Source organism: Thiohalobacter sp., assembly GCF_027000115.1.
GTDB lineage: Bacteria > Pseudomonadota > Gammaproteobacteria > Thiohalobacterales > Thiohalobacteraceae > JALTON01.
Genome location: NZ_JALTON010000040.1, coordinates 65,307 through 82,153, shown reverse-complemented (window position 1 = coordinate 82,153; position 16,847 = coordinate 65,307). Strand labels below are relative to the sequence as shown.

Here is a 16,847-nt window from a genome sequence, read left to right as displayed (position 1 = left end):
TCACGGCTTACCCGCCGCCGGTTCCCGTCTTGGCCCAATAGTGGCTTAAAGATATTCCGGTATCCCGCCGTTATCCCGGCTGTAACCCAGCACCCTGTTACGGAGAAAACCATGGCATTTCCCGGTCTTTTTGGCGGTTGCCGCGAACAACTCGAAGAATCACGCAAGGAAAACGAGCGGCTGAGACAGGAACTCGAGGCCGCTCGCCAAGAAATGGCGCGTCTGGAGCAGACCTGTTCCGACCTGGAAGCCGAACTGGCACAACGTGCGAGCCGGCACGAACTGGCAGACGGCCTGTTCCGCAACTTCCGCCATTTCGGCGAATCGATCGTCGCCCTGCAGTCGACGCTGGCGAGCATGGCCGGATCGCTCAGGGACGAAAAGGGCACGGCCATCGAGGCCGCCAATGCCTCTGTGAAGGCGCGCGAGAGCACCCAGCGCATGACTTCGAGCCTCGGCAAGGTCATAGACACCACCAATGATGCCGCACAGATGGTGGAAAGTCTGAATGCCCGCGCTGCCGCCATCGGCAATATCGTTTCCCTGATCAACGAGATCTCCGACCAGACCAATCTGCTGGCCCTGAACGCGGCCATCGAGGCAGCGCGCGCCGGCGAGCACGGTCGCGGTTTTGCCGTGGTCGCCGACGAGGTCCGCAACCTGTCACGACGTACCGGTACCGCCACCAAGGAAATCGCCGAGGAGGTCGCCCGCATCCAGGAGGAAACCGGCAAGGCTCGGGAACAGATGGAACAGATGGCGCGAGACAGCGAGGAACTGGGGCAGATCGGCACAGAGGCCGGCAACGCCATGAACACCAGCCTCTCTCTGTCCAGGCGCATGGAAGGCGCCATTTCCGCCGGTGCATTGCGCAGCTTCGTGGAACTGGCCAAGACCGACCACCTGCGCTACAAGTTCGAGATCTATCAGATACTCATGGGCATCTCCAGCAAGCCGGTGGAGGAGTTCGCCTCCCATCATCAGTGCCGTCTGGGCAAGTGGTACTACGAGGGCGAGGGACGTGAGTGCTTCTCGCAGCTCGCCGGCTACCGCGAGATGGAAGCGCCCCACGAGGCGGTTCATCACAATGGCGTCGAGGCCCTGAAGCGTTACAACGACGGCGACATCCGTGGCGCCCTTGAAGCCCTCCGCGCCATGGAAGAGGCCAGCATGGAGGTCCTGGAATGCCTCGAACAAATGGCCGCAACCGGGGAGAACGATCACAATCTGTTGGCTCGTTGGGGGTGACGAGGCCAGCCGTCGCCATGACTTACGTGTAGCGCCCCTGGTCGCGCGATAACACGCCAGCGCGAGTTCAAAGCGCTTCGAGGTTGGCGTAGGCCACTACCAGCCACTTGGCGCCGGCCTCCCGGAAGTTCACCTGCACGCGGGCATGCGCGCCGCTGCCCTCGTAGTTGAGCACCACGCCCTCGCCGAACTTCGGATGCCGTACCTGCTGGCCGAGCTGAAGGGCCTGCGGATCGGCGTCGGCCAGCGCAGGCGCCGCTACCGGCGCGCCCGATCCGTACAGCGGCCGGCTGACCTGGATCTGCGGCCGCACCTCCTGCACCAGCTCGCTCGGGATCTCGCGCAGGAAGCGCGAGGGCAAGGCGTAGTTCTCCTGGCCATGCAGGCGGCGGCGCTCGGCCCAGCTCATCACCAGCCGTTCGCGGGCACGGGTCATGCCGACATAGCAGAGCCGGCGCTCCTCCTCCAGCCGCCCGGGCTCCTCCACCGACATCTGGTGCGGGAACAGCCCCTCCTCCATGCCGACCAGATATACCACCGGGAATTCCAGCCCCTTGGCCGAGTGCAGCGTCATCAGCTGCACACAGTCCTCCCAGGCGTCCGCCTGCCCCTCTCCGGCCTCCAGCGCGGCATGGGCCAGGAAGGCGGCCAGCGGACCCCGTTCGGCCTCGTCCTCGGGCAGCTCGAACTGGCGCGCGGCATTGACCAGTTCCTCGAGGTTCTCGATGCGGGCCTGGCCGCGCTCCCCCTTTTCCTTGCGGAAGTGATCCACCAGCCGCGCGGCGTCGATGACCTGCTGCACCTGCGCCTCCAGCGGCAGCGCCTGCAGGCCGTCCGCCTGTTCCTCGATCAGCGTCATGAAGGCGCGCAGCGCGTTGCAGGCGCGGGCCGGCAGCAGGCCCTCGGCGACCACGGCCTCGGCCGCCCGCCACAGGGAGATACCGCGCAGGCGCGCCGTGTCGCGCACCATGGCCAGGGTACGCTCGCCGATACCGCGCGGCGGCTGGTTGACTACCCGCTCGAAGGCAGCGTCGTCGTCGCGGTTGGCAGCCAGACGCAGATAGCCCAGCGTGTCCTTGATCTCGGCACGCTCGAAGAAGCGCAGGCCGCCATAGACGCGATAGGGAATGCCGCGCTGCATGAGCTGTTCCTCGAACAGGCGCGACTGGGCATTGGACCGGTAGAGGATGGCGATGTCGGCGCGGGTCCGGCCCTCCTCGATGGCGGCCTCGATGCCCTCGATCACGAACCGTGCCTCGTCGTACTCGTTGAAGGCGTTGTAGACCTCGATGGGCGAGCCCTGCTCGCCGTCGGTCCAGAGATTCTTGCCGAGCCGGCCCTGGTTGTTGGCGATCAGCGCATTGGCAGCCGCGAGGATGGTGCCGGTGGAGCGGTAGTTCTGCTCCAGGCGCAGCAGGCGGGTATCGCCGAAATCCTGGCTGAAACGATGGATGTTCTCGATGCGGGCGCCGCGCCAGCCGTAGATGGACTGGTCGTCGTCGCCGACCGCGAACACCCGGCCGCTGTCCCCGGCCAGCAGCCGCAGCCAGGCGTACTGGATGCTGTTGGTGTCCTGGAACTCGTCGACCAGGATATGGCGGAAACGGGCGCGGTAGTGTTCGAGGATCCGCGGCCGCTCCAGCCAGAGCTCGTGGGCGCGCAGCAGGATCTCGGCGAAATCGACCAGGCCGGAGCGCCGGCACAGGTCCTCGTAGGCCTGGTAGATCTCGACCTGGGTGCGCAGATAGGGATCGCCCTGGTGCTCGATGTGCTGCGGCCGCAGGCCCTCGTCCTTGCGCCCGTTGATGAACCACTGGATCTGGCGCGGCGGCCAGCGTGACTCGTCCAGATCCAGCCCCCGCATCACCCGCTTGATCACCCGCAGCTGATCGTCCGAATCGAGGATCTGGAAGGTCTCCGGCAGCCCCGCCTCCTGCCAGTGCGCACGCAGCAGCCGGTGCGCCAGGCCGTGGAAGGTACCCACCCACATGCCGCCCACCGGCACGCCCAGCAACTGCTCGGTACGCCCGCGCATCTCGCGCGCGGCCTTGTTGGTGAAGGTCACCGCCAGGATGCCGAAGGGCGACACCTGTTCCACCTGCACCAGCCAGGCAATGCGGTGCACCAGCACCCGGGTCTTGCCACTGCCCGCCCCGGCCAGCACCAGCACGTGCCCGGCCGGCGCCGTCACCGCCTCGCGCTGGGCATCGTTCAGGGGATCGATGATGTGGGAGATGTCCATGGAACAGGGCTGTATGGATATACAGCCAGTATACCCGATCGGCGGCGTGACGCTCCAGGCTGCCGCCTCATTCGCGGGTGCGGATCTGGGCCTCGGGCACGCCGCGCGCGATCAGGTAGCGCTTGACGTGGCGCGCGATGCCATGCGGGGCATCAATATAGAAGTCGTGCGTGCGCACCCGGTAATGTTCCTCGGCCATCCGCGCCAGGGCATCGATCAGGGCATGGCGGCCGTCCTCGGAATCCGGACGGGTAAAGGCGATCTCGTCGGTGGGGATACGCCGATAGCGCACATTGTCCAGCGCATCCTCCCAGGCCCGGCACAGGTTGTGCTGGTAGGGTTTGGCGGTACCGGGCACCAGCCAGTAGAGCCAGATCTCCTCGGACGCGTCCAGGGCGACCGCCTGCTCGACCAGGCTCTTGAGCGCCGCGAAGTTGCGGTGCCAGGCGATGAAGATCAGCGAATGGTGGGAGTCCGTGTTGAGCACGAAACTGCCGTGCGGACCCGCCAGCCCGACCTCGTCGCCCACATCCAGGCCGCGAAACACGCGCTGCGAAACGGTATCGTCGCCACGCGGCACATGGATCTCGATCTGGGTGGCGTCACAGGGACAGCTGGCGACCGGAAAGCTGGCGGTTTCGCCAGCGATGTCCAGCACCACCGACTGGCCGGCCAGAAACTGCAGCCGCGCCGGCGTCACCGGGGTGAGATAGAGGCCGCGCATGTCCTCCTCCAGCGCCTCGACCCGGCGCACTGCCGCCGTCAGCCGCTGCTGCGGCACCTGCTCCGGGCGGCGCACCTCCTCGGCCTGCAGCACGGCGTCGGTGACCGCGGTGTGGCTGCACAGGGTAAAGTAGCCCTCGGTAACATCCTCGTCACTCAGGCACTCCGGAAAATCGCGCACCCGCTTGACCTCGCCCTGCACCACACGCGCCTTGCAGCGGCCGCAACTGCCGTCGGTACAACCGTAGTGGGGATTGAGCCCGGCACGCAGCGCCGACTCCAGCAGGGTATCGCTGCCCTCCACGAAGAAGTCGTGGCCGGAGGGATGCAGCACGATGCGCGCGGCGATGAGGCGCATGAAGGTATCGCTGGCGACCAGTTCCTCGTGGGCGCTGACGGCCTGCGCGGCCTCCCGTTCCTGCTCGACCAGCCAGCGCAGCAACTCGCGCAGGGCGGGATCCTCCTCGGACTCGGCCAGGTTCTCCAGACGCTCCCGCAACTGCCCGACCAGCTTGCCGTAGCGGTTGAGCCGCGCCCGCGCGGTGGCCAGCTCGTGACTGAGCTCGGTGAGCCGCGCGGCCAAAACCTCGGCGTCCGGCAGGCCGGCACGACGATTGAAGGAGGCCTTGCCCCGTGCCTGCTCGATGATGCGGTCGGCACGCTCGATCATGCCGCCACGGTCGAGATCGGTCTGCGGGTAGAGCCGCAGCAGCTCGCTCAGATCCAGTTCGCCCTCGAAGGTCTGCAGCTTGCCTTCGCGAATCTGCTTCTGCAGCGTCGCCCGGCGCACGCCGACGAGGCGCGCGGCACGGGAAAGACTGATCAGCTGTGACATGGGCAGGCTCCGTTGCCGAGAGGTGTCGCTTCCAATCTTAGCAGGATGGCGGCTTGCGCGGCCCGGCGAATTCGTGGCGGCCGGGACGCAGGCGACGGTAGTTGCGCACCATGATCACGGTCTTGCGCATCGCGGCCTCGTCGATGACAGGAATCGCGAGCCCGATCTCCAGCGGCACACCGTCAGCCTCGGCCGGGCCGATGTCGAGGTACTGTGGGCCGGCATCATCCGCTGCCAGCGCGCACAGCCTGGCCTTCCACACCACCGGCTGGCCCTGGAACCGGCCGAGGAAACGGATGCGCGCCTCGCCGGGGCCGGGCCAGTCGTCGATCAGGAATTCCCTGCCCTGTACCGCGAGTTGCGCCTCCAGGGCTGCCACCGCTGCCTGCATCACTGGCTCTGCATCAGCTTGCCCGAGACCAGCGCCACCTGCATGGCGGACTCGTCCAGGACTTCCGGGTACATGGGGTAGTGGCTCAGCAGCACGTCCGGACGCCGGCGTGCCTGTACCTCCAGCCAGCCACGGGTGGCCGGCGAAAGGTTCTGGTGCGCCAGCAGCAGCGGCGCGTTCCAGGCGTGATAGTCCTCGACCAGGGCGCGCTCCAGCGGGTCCGCCCAGGCCTGATCCACCAGCAATTCCGGGAAGGCCTCGGCAGGCAGGTGACGGCCGGCGAGGGTTCCGTCCACGCGCAGTCCGCCATGACCGATGCCGCCGCCATCGGGCAGGCGCTCGAACCACTGCAGCACCGGCAGCGGCCGGGCGGCGAGGTTGACCTGTCGCTCCAGCACGTCCTGCGCGCGCACGCGCGCCCCGGGACGGCTCGCCTCCAGGGCCTGACAGCGGAAACCGCTGCGTGACATCAGGAAGGGCTGCCACGCGGGATCGGTCACCTCGCCGGCGTCCTCCAGCCGCAGGCGGGTCTTGACGAGGGCCAGCGGCAGTCGCGTTTCCCGGCGCAGCAGCCAGAGCTCGAAGCGATCGGCCAGAGGGAACGGGATCCCGGGACGATGATTCAGGGCCTGCATCAGGGCATCGGCCCCCTCCGCATGACACTCGACCGCCGCCTGCTCGTCCACCCGCCCCGGTGCCCAGCGGGAACGCCCGGCCCCGGACTGGATGCGCACCTGCCAGTGGCGACCGTCCACCGAATAGGCCCGCGCCGCGCCCACGTCGACCACCTGGATCACGCCCTGGTAGGGGCAGAAGCGGCGGATACCATAGTAGGCAGGCTGCACGGCTTCACCCATCCTCGTCCGGCCGCGGAGGACTCATGATGGCTCCGGCGCGTCGGGCAGCATGGCGCGCGCCAGCGGCCGGAACTGCAGGCCGTAGAACATCTCCAGATAGCGTCGGGTCTCGTCGCGTTCCAGGTTGGTGACATATTTCCAGAAACCGTAGATGCGCGACAGGGTCATCATGCGCTCGGCATAGAGCTTCCAGGTATAGCGCGCCTGTACCCGCTCCAGCGCGCCGCGCGAGATCTGCTCCCAGTAGTCGGGTTCGCGCGCGGCGCGTTCGAAGAAGCCGGCCATGCGCTCGGCCGCCTCCTCGCCATGGTTGGGATCGATGTGAAAACCGGAAATACCGTCCTCGATGATCTCCAGCGGGCCACCGTAGCGGGTGGCAAAGGTCGGCAGTCCCGAACTCATGGCCTCGATCACGGTCAGGCCGAAGGCCTCGAACAGGGCCGGCTGCACGAAGGCACCCCGGCGATCGGCGATGTAGCGGTACAGCTCGCCGGCCAGCCGCTTGTCCAGGTGTATGCCCAGCCAGCGCATCTCCCCGTCCAGGCCGTATCCGTCCATCAGCGCGTGCATGCGCCGGATCTGTTCCTGCTCCTCGCGGTCGTCGGAGCGGGCGACATCGACATGGCCGGCGATCACCAGCAGATTTGTCGCCTCGCGCAGGCGTGGGCTGTTGGCGAACCATTCGACCAGGCCGGTGATGTTCTTGATGTGATCCAGACGCGCCATGGAGAACAGCAGCGGCTTGTCGCGATCGGTGAGCGCGCCGCGGGCCGCGTCGCAGGGCGCGCCATGGATCAGCTCCTCGATCTCGGGATGCAGTGCGCTCAGGCGGCGCTCCGTTTCCGTGTAGGGGAAGTAGACCTCGGGGTCGGCGCCGGGCGAGACGATGTTGAACTTGGGATCGAAGATGTCGATGCCGTTCACCACCCGGTACAGTCCCGGCATGGTGTAGCTGCCATAGGACTCGTACTGCCCGACGCTGCTGCGATCGCCGGCGATCTCCTGATAGGTGCTGGTAATGATGAAGTCGGCCGCATTCATGGCGATGAGGTCGGCCGTGAACTGGGCGCTGAAGTGATATTCCGGGTCGTTGTCCTTCCAGTACAGGTCGGAGTAGAGGTACTTGGTCTTTTCCAGGGCATGGGCAATGTTGCACTGGGTCACGTGCAACCGTTGCGCCATCAGGGTGGCGACGAGATTGCCGTCCGAATAGTTGCCGACGATGAGATCGGGGCGGCCGCCCAGCTCGGCCAGCAGCTCGCGCTCGGCATCGTCGGCAAAGCGCTCCAGATAGGGCCAGATCTCGAAGCGGGAGATCCAGTGCGGCACCACCTCCCCGCCTGCCTCGCGGAAGGGGACACGCAGGATGCGGGCATTCTGGGTGCCCATGATGTGCTCAATGTGCTGGTCGCAGCTGGTGCCACGCGCCTCGGGGATCAGGCGGGTGATGACGATGATCTGCGGCTCGATGTCCAGCCCCTGTTCATTCAGCCGCCGACGCATCTCCTTTTCCAGCGCTCGCACCTGGTCGAGGATATAGACCACCTGCCCGCCCGTATCCGGCAGGCCGAGGACGTTGGCCTGACCGAAGAAACCGTGCGGTGACAGGATGGCAAGATTGAAGATCATCGGAATGCGGCTGAGGAACCGCTCCAGATTCTGTGGTTCCGGGGCCTCGAGGATGTCCGACAGCAGATGCAGGGTGTCGCGCATGCGCGCCACCGTGCGCCCCCAGCCGGTTTCGAAGCCCAGCGCCTGCATGCGGTGACCGACCTGCTGCCAGCCCGCCTCCGGCGGCTGCGTGGCCAGATAATCCTCGGCCCGACGCAGTGCCTGCCGCAGCCCGGCGACATCAGTGATGTGTTGGTTGAGCATCAGCTGCATGCCGTTGCACTGGTGCACGCGCAGGAACTCCAGCAACCGGCGATCGCCCTTGCCGAGCTGGTCGAACAACTGGCTGGACAGGCGGCGGTTGAGAAACTCCACGCCCCGACCGATGGAACGCGATTCCTGCAGCTGCGGGAACTCCCGGTTGAAGGGTCCCAGATCGACCTCCAGCACCCACGCCTCGCGCGCCCCGGGCGGCAACACCTGGCGTTCCTTGAAGGCCAGAAATTCGGAAACCTCCACCCGATCGTGGCAGGCGGCGTCCAGATTGAAGCGCAGATACTCCCAGCGCGCGATGCGCGGCCGGATGGCCATGTACACCCAGGGGGCCTCGATCACCGCCTCCTGGGCCACGGCGATGGTTTCGGACAGGGCCGAATTGCACACCCCGCCATTGCCGGCGTCGGCACAGAAGCGCTGGAACTCGTCCCACAGATCGGAATGGAGCAGGAACGGCCGCTCCAGGCTCACATAGTGCCTGAGCAGCAGGTAGAGCTGATCCGGGTGTTCGACCAGAAAATCGTCCAGCGCTTGCATCAGGCCTCCATCAGGGTTTCGTCCGGGATGCGGATGTCGCCCAGGAAATCGTAGTAGTCGATGCCGTCAAGAATGCCACGGGCGTGCTCATGCCCTGCAAAAAATATGCGCGGTTTTCCACGCAGGCGTTCGAGCTCGGGGCCATGGTTGGCCACCACCACCCCCAGGGTGTTGCCGCGCAGCACCTCCTCGTCGTTGCCGCAGCTTCCGGCCACCAGCACCTTCTCCGGCTCCAGCCCCCAGCGCACGCAGACGTGGCGCAGCGCCAGGCCCTTGGAGGCACGGATGGGGAGCAGGTCCAGGAACATGTTGCGCGACAGGCTGACATTGGCGTGCAGATCCTGCTGGCGCAGGTGGCGCACCAGCTCGCGCAGTGACGGTGCCTTGTCGGGGTCGTAGAAATAGCTCAGCTTGAAACGGTGCTGCTCGATCTTCGGTTGCAGGCGCAGGCCGCGGAACTGGCGCAGGGTCTCGCGCAGGCGCTCCCGCTCCCAGCGAAAGTCGATGTGGCGCTGCCAGGAATCGTCCTGGACCATGGCGTGACCGTAGTGGATCTCGGAACCGACCGAGGAAATAATGAGATCGGGTGTGGGCAGTCCATGTCTGCGAATCAGGCGGCGGGCACTGTCCAGGGTGCGGCCGGTGGCAATGCCGAAGCCGACATGATCGCCGGCGGCACGCAGGCGCTCGATCAGTTCGCGGGTGGCCTCGTCGTCACCCACCAGGGTGTTGTCCAGCGCGCTGACCAGCAGGCGATCAATGGTGGGCATTCGGCTGCGGGAAGAAACAAACAGCGTTTCGCGGGGACGCTCTGCCTTCCAGATGCGTGCCAGCTCCTTCATGTAGCGCTCGACATGGGCCGACCAGGAATAGTGCGCCCGTGCCCCGCGCACGCCGTTGCGCGACCAGCGCGTCCACTGCCTGCGATCGGACAGCATCTCCTCGAGATGCCGGCCGATGGCGGCCACGTCCAGCGGGTCCACCAGCCGGCCGTTGCGGCAGTGACGGAGGATGTCCCGCGGCCCGCCGTCGCGGGTGGCGAGGATGGGCACGCCGCTGGCAGCGGCCTCGATCAGCGTCAGGCCGAAGGGCTCGGTCAGCGCGGGATTGACGAACAGGCCACGCAGACGCTTGGCCAGGCGATAGAAGTCGGGCACATCCTCCGGCGCATGGTGCTTGGGCAGGGCCACATCGCCATAGAGATCGAGGCGGTCGATCTGCAGCAGCAACTGGGTGAGCACCTGGCGCGGCCCGCGTTCCAGCTCGGCGATGTCGTCACGGTTGCCGGCGACGATGACCAGGTTGGCCCGCTCGCGCAGGCCGGGCCGTTGGCCGAAGGCCTCGACCAGGCTGTGGATGTTCTTGCGCTCGTCCGGCCGCGACAGGGCGAGGATCATGGGCTGCTTCGGCGCCCGCAGGAAGCGCTTGAGTTCGTCGAACACCGGCGGCCAGGGCTCACCCCGGCGCGGCGGGTGGAAGCGTTCCAGATCGGTGCCGGGCGGGATCACCCGCATGCGCTTCGGCTGGTAGTTGTCGTACTGGGCGTACTGCGCCTCGACCTCCTGATGCGTGCTGGCCACCACCATCTGGGCGTTGTCCAGCGCCACCTCCTCGGCCTCGATGCGCTGGCTCATGTTGTACTGGGACTCGATGCTGGCATCGCTCAGCCCCTTCTCGCGCAGGCGCGCCTGCTTGACCCGTCCCAGCGAATGGCCGGTGTGCACCATGGGCACCCCCAGCAGGGCGGTAAGGCGTGCGGCAACGTAGCCGGCATCGGCGTAGTGGCTGTGCACCACGTCGGGCAGGCGGCCAATGCGCCGGATGTGCTGCAGGGCGGCATCGGTGAAACTGTCCAGATAGGGCCAGAGCACTTCCTTGCGCAGGTAGCGGCGGGGACCGGCAGGGAGACGGACGATGAAGGCGCCGTCGTCCAGCGGCTCCAGGCGCTCGGCATAGTCGTCGGACACCTTGGGATCGATCACCTGCCGGGTGAGCAGGTCCACGCGCCAAACGTCCGGATGCCGGGCCAGCGCCCGTGCCAGTTCCACGACATACTTGGTCTGGCCGCCGGTGTCGGCATCGCGGCCGAGTTCCAGGTCCTGGCAGCGGATCAGGCCATGGACGCTGATCAGAATAATGTAACGGCCTTCCTGCCCGCTCATGACTGCCAGCGCTCGCGCAGCGACGCATAGAGCGCGCGGTCGGGCGCGGTGGCGCCGCGCTGGCCACAGATGCGGGCGGCGAATGCCAGTGCGCGCTCGAGCGTGCGCGCCGCCGGCCAGCCCTCGATCAGGCCGAGCAGGCAGACGGCGGCGAAGGCGTCGCCCGCGCCCACCGTATCCACCACCTCGACCCAGGGTGGCGTGCCGGAGAACTCGCCGTCGGCGGTGTAGAGGGTCGCGCCAGCGGCACCGCGGGTCAGGATCAGCCAGTCATGGCCGTTGGCTTCGCGCAGCGCACGCGCACGCGCTCCGGGCCCGGCCTCGCCGGGCTGCAGCAGATCCAGCTCCTCGTCGTTGAGTTTCAGCCAGCGCGCGCCGGCCATGAGCTCGCGCACCGGCTCCGGCTGCCACCAGGGCGCGCGCAGGTTGATGTCGACGAAGCGCGGCAGCCCGCGCGCGCGCAGCGCGGCCAGCGCCGCCGCCGAAGCCGGCGCACGCACGGCCAGACTGCCGTGATAGAGGAGATCTGCGGGGAGGCGCTCCAGCAGTGCCGTGACCGGCGCGGGATCGATGTGGTCGTAGGCCTGGTCGGCGAGGATCTCGAAACGGTGGCCGCCGTCGGCCAGCATGCGGATCTCCACCCGACCAGTGGGATGGCGGTCGTCCAACTGCAGGCCTTCGGTGCGCAGGCCCCAGTCGGCCATGCGCTGGCGCACCGCCGCGCCCTGCGGGTCGCGGCCGACGCGGCTGACGAACAGCGGGTCCAGTCCGAAACCGGCCAGGTGCCAGGCGACGTTGAAGGGCGCGCCGCCCAGCACCTCGGTCCCGTCCTCGAAGCAGTCGAACAGAACCTCGCCGAAGATCAGTGGTCGTGCAAGCTGCGCGTCCCGCGCCATGCACTCTCCTTTGCCGCGGGAGGATCAGCGCCCCAGGGCCGCCTCCTGCATGCGGCGGTACTCGTCCTCGAAAAAGAACGCCTGTTCGCCGAAGGCCGGCTGCAACTGGTCAAGCCAGGTGGCCTCGGGATCGAAGCGGGCGAAGAAGGGCCGCTGCACCCAGTCCGGATTGCGCCCCTGCACGAAGCGCAGCACGAACACCTTTTCGCCCTGGATCTCGGCAACGCCCTGGATCTCCACCTTGCCCGGTCCGGCACTCATGCTGGGTCCGCGTGCAGTGCGGGCCAGGCCGGACACCTGCTGCATGGCCTGACGGTAGATCTGCCAGGCGCGCGCCAGCGGCACCTCGAAGTACTGGCGGGCGCCGGTATCCCGCTCCACGAACATGTAGTAGGGCACCAGGCCCAGGCCCACCTGGGTACGCCACATGCGCGCCCAGACCCCGGCGTCGTCGTTGATATGCCGGATCAGCGGTGCCTGGGTCCGGATCACCGCACCGGTGGCGCGGATGCGGCGGATGGCCTCGCGACAGATGTCGGTGTCCATCTCCCGCCAGTGGTTGAAGTGGGCCATGATCGCCACCTGACGGCCGGCCTGGACCAGGCGCTCCAGCAGGCGCAGCAGGTCGTCGGCATCCGGGTCGCTGACATAGCGCTGCGGCCAGAAGGTCAGCGACTTGGTACCGATGCGGATGCTCTGCACGTGTTCCAGCCCGGGCTGGAGCAGACCCTCGAGATACTCGGCGAGATGCACCGTCTTCATCACCATGGGATCGCCGCCGGTGACCAGCAGGTCGGTGACCGCAGGGTGGGCGCGCAGGTAGGCGTGCAGGGACTCGGCCTCGTTGCTGGCAAAGCGCAGCGACTTGTCGCCGACGAACTGTGCCCAGCGGAAGCAGAAGGTGCAGTAGGAATGGCAGACCTGCCCCTGGCTGGGGAAAAAGAGCACCGTTTCCCTGTACTTGTGCTGCAGGCCCGGCAGCGGCTCGCCGTTCAGGCGGGGCACGTTGAGCACCTGCTGGCCGGCCGGATGCGGATTGAGGCCGGCCTGGATCTCGCGGGCAATGGCGCGAATCCGGTCACGGGGGAGGCCCGCCTTCAGCGCATCGGCCATGCGCGTGAAGTCCGCTTCGGACAGCATCCCCGGCTGCGGGAACACCAGCTGGAAGATCGGGTCGTCGGGCACGCGCTCCCAGTCGATCAGCGACTCGATGACATAGCGATTGACGCGGAACGGCAGCACATTGGCCACCACCCGCATGGCGAAGCGTTGGGCCTCGGGCAGCCGTTCCAGCTCGGCGATACGGTCGAACTGGCGCTCGGTGAATACCTCGAACCGTTCAGTGGCCGGCACTTCCCCGGCCCGGGGCTTGCGCTGTACGTTGTCACGCATGGTTTCTCCCTCCGGCGGGCAACCTGCCTCAGCCTGCCTCGCGCTCCAGGTGCTTCTCGATCACCTTGCGCAGGCTGGCCGACTTGAGGTTGGCGACCTCGGGGCGGGTGCCGCCGAGATAGGCCGCAAGAGTGACGGTGGGTACCTTGCCGGTATCCACCAGCGGGTACATGGTGCAGGTCTCGCAGGCCCGCAGCCGCGGCTGGGCACCGGCAGGCACCTTGCCGGTGGGCCGCTTGCGCAGCTTCTGACAGTTGTCGGTGCGCATGTAGGCCTGTTGCGGAATGCAGTAGAACATCTTTTCCTTGCTCACGTGATTTCTCCCATCGGTGAAGGAATCGGCACATCGCTCGTGGCGATGCCCGGCTGCCGCGGAACCTCGGCGGCATGGCAGCTCATGGCTGCGACCAGCGCCTCCAGCCCGGCGGTCAGCGCCGCCAGCTCATGGGCACTGAGGTGTCCGAGCGCATCGTGGATCACACCTTGCGTCGGACCGGGTGCACGCGCCACCAGATCACGGCCGGCCGGTGTCAGCTCGACCCGGACCACCCGCTGATCCGCGCCGTCTCGACGGCGCCTCACCAGCCCCTTGCGCTCGAGCTTGTCGAGCAGATTACTGGTGGTGGAGCGATGCAGGGACAGGGCGCGCGAGAGGGCGCCCACCTGCATGCCCCCGTCGCGATCGAGCGCCGCCAGCAACCACAACTGCGCGGCGCTGACGCCGCATTGCCGTTCCACCCAGCGCGAGTGCGCCTGCATGGCGCGGTACACCACCCTGAGCCGTTCGATGACGGCGACACGGTCGGCGGCATCATCCGGTCGGGGTGCCGGGCGGGCGGTCTGCATCTCGACTCCTGAGCCTGGGGAAGCGGGGGTGCGTGCCGTGAAGGTTTTGCACAATACCATTTCCCGGCGTTCAGGTCCATTTGCCTTGGAGATCAGCAGGTTAAATGCCGGGCCGGGGCGGAATCACCCAAGTTGCCACAAAATGGCCATCATCCCAACCAATAAAGATAATATTCACCACAAATTATAAGTATCAAGGCAGATTTATGATTCATTCCACCACAAATGTTCCAATTTAAGAAAAACATGCGGCGTGTCGGCGCCGCCAAGGTGAGAGCTCGAAATTTTCGGAGATATGCAGGGCAAAGGCAATATTGTCCCCATAAAACGGGGAGTCTTATGTATTGAAGTGGGAAATTACTCTGTGAGATGCCAAAACAATGGGAGATTGTGGGCTGCAAGAACCCGTTGACCGCCACCCACCCAGAAACCGTCCCGGCGCGGTGCGGTCAGGCTGCCAGTCAGTCGTCCCGGCCGCGGCGCCTGCGCCCCCGCGCGCCAGCCAGCCAGTCCTCCAGCGCCGCCAGCGGCATGGGCTCCGCCATCAGGAAACCCTGCCCGAAATCGCAACCCAGTTCCCTGAGGCACGCCCAGGTGTCGGCATCCTCGATGCCTTCGGCGACCACGTCCAGCGCCAGGCTGTGCGCCAGCCGCACCGAGGTCTCGACGATGACCGCATCCTCCGGATTGCGGGTGCAGTCGTGCACGAAGGACCGGTCGATCTTGAGTTCCGACAGCGGCAGCTGCTTGAGCTTGATCAGCGAGGAATGGCCGGTACCGAAGTCATCGATCGCCAGCCGCACGCCCATCTGCGCCAGCGTATCCAGAACCCGGGCCTCCCGGGGCGAATGCGCCATGGCCGCGCTCTCGGTCAGCTCCAGAATCAGTGCCGACGGCGGCAGGCCATGCAGGGTCAGCGCCGCATCCAGACTTTCCGGCAAGGTTTCGATCAGGCAGCGTGGGGAAAGATTCAGTGACAGGCTCGCGATCCGGCCATCGCGCAGGAGCGGCGCGCACTGGGACAGCGCGCACTCCAGGACCCGGCGGGTGAGCGGCCAGATCAGCCCGGACTGCTCGGCCAGACCGATGAACGCCTCGGGCGACACCAGCCCGCGCGACGGATGCCGCCAGCGGGCCAGGGCCTCGACGCGCGGCGCGGCCGCTTCCCGCATGGGCAGGATGGGCTGATAGAAGGGCTCGATCTCGCCGGCGGCAAGGCCCTCGTGGAGCGCCGTCAGCAGTTTCACCTGGCGCACCGCGTCCCGATGCCAGGCACCCTCGTACATGGCTGCCGGGGCATGTTCGCCGCGGGCATGGTAGAGCGCGCTCTCCGCGCGCACCAGAAGCTGGCGCAAGGACCCGTGCTGCGGGCTGCAGGCCAGGCCCAGGGTCACCTCGACCCGGACCCGCCAGATCCCGATCTGGGCCGGCTCGGCCAAGACATGCCGCAGGCGATCGGCCGTGACCCACGCCTGTTCCGGCGTCTGGCCCGGCAACACCACCACGAACTCGTCGCCGCCGACCCGTGCCGTCCAGCCGGCCGCGTCTACGGCTGCCTCCAGTCTCGTGGTCAGGATCCGCAACAGCTCGTCACCGGCGGCATGGCCGTAGGCGGCGTTGATCTCCTTGAAGCGATCCAGATCAATGACCAGCAGCGCATGCGGGCTCTCCGCCTGCCGTGTCAGATACCGGTTCAGATAGACCCGGTTGGGCAGCCCGGTGAGCGCATCGTGGGTCGCCTGCTGCTCGATCCTGGCCAGATGTGCGCGCCGCTCGCTGACATCGCGGGCGACCACCATCACCATGTCGCCGCTTTCCACGTCGACCCGGGTCACGTTGAACTCGACCCAGCGCTCACCCCCCCGGTGCGGACGGATGCGGCATTCGAAACGCCGGGGCGCGCCGCTGGCGAAGACCGCCTTCACCGCCGAACGGAACAGTTCCGCGGCCTGCCTGTCTCCCAGCAGCTCGGTGATCGGCCGGCGCCGGTTGTGGCGCGTCAGCTCGGCCTCGTCACGCCCAAGCCATTGTTGCATCAGTCGGTTGCAGGCCAGGAACTTCAGCTCGTCGCAGAGCACGAAGATGGCATCGTTGGCGCTGTCCAGGTAAGCCCGAAGCAGCTCGGCATAGAAGTCGCTGTCCATGTTCCTTCCGGCTGACGCTCCGGCCCGCAGCCGGATTCCCTGATGGGCAGTGTAGCGGCTCGCGCCGGCATCTGCTTGATACCCGCTCCAGTCCGGCCTCGCCCGCATATTGCATCCGGGCGGGTTTTCGCTCGGCTTGGGGGGCTTCACTCAAGCCGTAGCGACGGCCACGGCTTGAGTGAGCGCCCCCGAGCCCGGCTGCAAATCCGCCATCATCCACAGCCCCTGGTACAATGTGCGGGCTGGAGTGCCCTCCCTGCCCCTGCCAGCCGAGACCGGAACATGGACCAGACCGCACCACCCGATGCCCATCCTGCCATCAACGTACTGGGCGAACCCCTTGAGCGCTGCAGCGAACGTCCCCTGACCGGCTTCTATCGTGACGGCTGCTGCAACACCGGCGACCAGGATCTGGGTTCGCATACGGTCTGCGTGCAGGTCAGCCGCGAGTTCCTGGAATTCTCCCGCTTTCGCGGCAACGACCTCAGCACGCCGCTGCCGGAATACGGTTTCCCCGGCCTCAAACCCGGCGACCGCTGGTGCCTGTGCGCCGCCCGCTGGCTGGAGGCCCACGAGGCCGGGATGGCACCGCGCGTGTTCCTGCGCGCCACCCACCGGCGGGCGCTGGAGCTGATTCCGCTGGACACCCTGAAGGCCAGCGCGGTGGACCTGAGCTGAGGGCGGGTT

13 protein-coding genes are annotated in these 16,847 nt (G+C 67.1%); 2 read left to right on the top strand and 11 right to left on the bottom strand.

The window, feature by feature from the left end; translation table 11 throughout:
* The first annotated feature begins 111 nt into the window (after positions 1-111).
* Positions 112-1,248: a methyl-accepting chemotaxis protein gene (locus tag MVF76_RS12990; protein WP_317622945.1), complete on the top strand. Its 1,137-nt coding sequence runs from the start codon at positions 112-114 to the stop codon at positions 1,246-1,248.
* A 67-nt stretch (positions 1,249-1,315) separates the two neighbouring features.
* On the opposite strand, the gene uvrD is transcribed toward MVF76_RS12990, so the two are convergent.
* From uvrD to MVF76_RS07375, 11 genes are all read right to left on the bottom strand, one after another.
* On the bottom strand, positions 1,316-3,490 hold the full coding sequence (gene uvrD, locus MVF76_RS07425; RefSeq protein ID WP_297528172.1) for a DNA helicase II: 2,175 nt from the start codon (positions 3,488-3,490) through the stop codon (positions 1,316-1,318).
* 67 nt (positions 3,491-3,557) lie between these two features.
* Positions 3,558-5,048 (bottom strand): 2Fe-2S iron-sulfur cluster-binding protein, encoded by a 1,491-nt coding sequence (locus MVF76_RS07420; RefSeq protein WP_297528171.1) that lies wholly within the window; start codon positions 5,046-5,048, stop codon positions 3,558-3,560.
* Positions 5,049-5,085: 37 nt separating this feature from the next.
* Complete coding sequence (locus MVF76_RS07415) at positions 5,086-5,439, bottom strand: hypothetical protein (protein ID WP_297528170.1); 354 nt, start codon at positions 5,437-5,439, stop codon at positions 5,086-5,088.
* Positions 5,439-6,296, bottom strand: coding sequence for a hypothetical protein (locus MVF76_RS07410; RefSeq protein ID WP_297528169.1), 858 nt, complete (start codon positions 6,294-6,296; stop codon positions 5,439-5,441). The genes MVF76_RS07415 and MVF76_RS07410 overlap by 1 nt, the downstream gene beginning before the upstream one ends.
* Before the next feature lie 21 nt (positions 6,297-6,317).
* Positions 6,318-8,720 (bottom strand): sucrose synthase, encoded by a 2,403-nt coding sequence (locus tag MVF76_RS07405; protein WP_297528168.1) that lies wholly within the window; start codon positions 8,718-8,720, stop codon positions 6,318-6,320.
* A complete protein-coding gene (locus MVF76_RS07400) occupies positions 8,720-10,882 on the bottom strand; it encodes an HAD-IIB family hydrolase (RefSeq protein WP_297528167.1) in 2,163 nt (720 codons plus the stop codon). Before MVF76_RS07400 ends, MVF76_RS07405 begins: the two co-directional genes overlap by 1 nt.
* Complete coding sequence (locus tag MVF76_RS07395; RefSeq protein ID WP_297528166.1) at positions 10,879-11,778, bottom strand: PfkB family carbohydrate kinase; 900 nt, start codon at positions 11,776-11,778, stop codon at positions 10,879-10,881. The genes MVF76_RS07400 and MVF76_RS07395 overlap by 4 nt, the downstream gene beginning before the upstream one ends.
* Positions 11,779-11,802: 24 nt before the next feature.
* A complete protein-coding gene (locus tag MVF76_RS07390; RefSeq protein WP_297528165.1) occupies positions 11,803-13,170 on the bottom strand; it encodes a KamA family radical SAM protein in 1,368 nt (455 codons plus the stop codon).
* A 28-nt stretch (positions 13,171-13,198) separates the two neighbouring features.
* Complete coding sequence (locus tag MVF76_RS07385; protein ID WP_297528164.1) at positions 13,199-13,483, bottom strand: hypothetical protein; 285 nt, start codon at positions 13,481-13,483, stop codon at positions 13,199-13,201.
* On the bottom strand, positions 13,480-14,016 hold the full coding sequence (locus MVF76_RS07380) for a MarR family winged helix-turn-helix transcriptional regulator (RefSeq protein WP_297528163.1): 537 nt from the start codon (positions 14,014-14,016) through the stop codon (positions 13,480-13,482). Before MVF76_RS07380 ends, MVF76_RS07385 begins: the two co-directional genes overlap by 4 nt.
* 461 nt (positions 14,017-14,477) lie before the next feature.
* Positions 14,478-16,160, bottom strand: a complete 1,683-nt coding sequence (locus MVF76_RS07375) for a putative bifunctional diguanylate cyclase/phosphodiesterase (RefSeq protein WP_297528162.1) — start codon at positions 16,158-16,160, stop codon at positions 14,478-14,480.
* Between the two features lie 282 nt (positions 16,161-16,442).
* Here MVF76_RS07375 and MVF76_RS07370 point away from each other — a divergent pair, with 282 nt between their 5' ends.
* Entirely contained in the window at positions 16,443-16,838 is a 396-nt protein-coding gene (locus MVF76_RS07370; RefSeq protein WP_297528161.1) for a DUF2237 family protein, read from the top strand.
* The last annotated feature ends 9 nt before the right edge of the window (positions 16,839-16,847 follow it).

Excerpts from the sequence above, each read along its gene's own strand:
- MVF76_RS12990 (WP_317622945.1), top strand. The coding sequence starts at position 112 with ATGGCATTTCCCGGTCTTTTTGGCGGTTGCCGCGAACAACTCGAAGAA.
- uvrD (WP_297528172.1), bottom strand. The coding sequence starts at position 3,490 with ATGGACATCTCCCACATCATCGATCCCCTGAACGATGCCCAGCGCGAG.
- MVF76_RS07420 (WP_297528171.1), bottom strand. The coding sequence starts at position 5,048 with ATGTCACAGCTGATCAGTCTTTCCCGTGCCGCGCGCCTCGTCGGCGTG.
- MVF76_RS07415 (WP_297528170.1), bottom strand. The coding sequence starts at position 5,439 with ATGCAGGCAGCGGTGGCAGCCCTGGAGGCGCAACTCGCGGTACAGGGC.
- MVF76_RS07410 (WP_297528169.1), bottom strand. The coding sequence starts at position 6,296 with ATGGGTGAAGCCGTGCAGCCTGCCTACTATGGTATCCGCCGCTTCTGC.
- MVF76_RS07405 (WP_297528168.1), bottom strand. The coding sequence starts at position 8,720 with ATGCAAGCGCTGGACGATTTTCTGGTCGAACACCCGGATCAGCTCTAC.
- MVF76_RS07400 (WP_297528167.1), bottom strand. The coding sequence starts at position 10,882 with ATGAGCGGGCAGGAAGGCCGTTACATTATTCTGATCAGCGTCCATGGC.
- MVF76_RS07395 (WP_297528166.1), bottom strand. The coding sequence starts at position 11,778 with ATGGCGCGGGACGCGCAGCTTGCACGACCACTGATCTTCGGCGAGGTT.
- MVF76_RS07390 (WP_297528165.1), bottom strand. The coding sequence starts at position 13,170 with ATGCGTGACAACGTACAGCGCAAGCCCCGGGCCGGGGAAGTGCCGGCC.
- MVF76_RS07380 (WP_297528163.1), bottom strand. The coding sequence starts at position 14,016 with ATGCAGACCGCCCGCCCGGCACCCCGACCGGATGATGCCGCCGACCGT.
- MVF76_RS07375 (WP_297528162.1), bottom strand. The coding sequence starts at position 16,160 with ATGGACAGCGACTTCTATGCCGAGCTGCTTCGGGCTTACCTGGACAGC.
- MVF76_RS07370 (WP_297528161.1), top strand. The coding sequence starts at position 16,443 with ATGGACCAGACCGCACCACCCGATGCCCATCCTGCCATCAACGTACTG.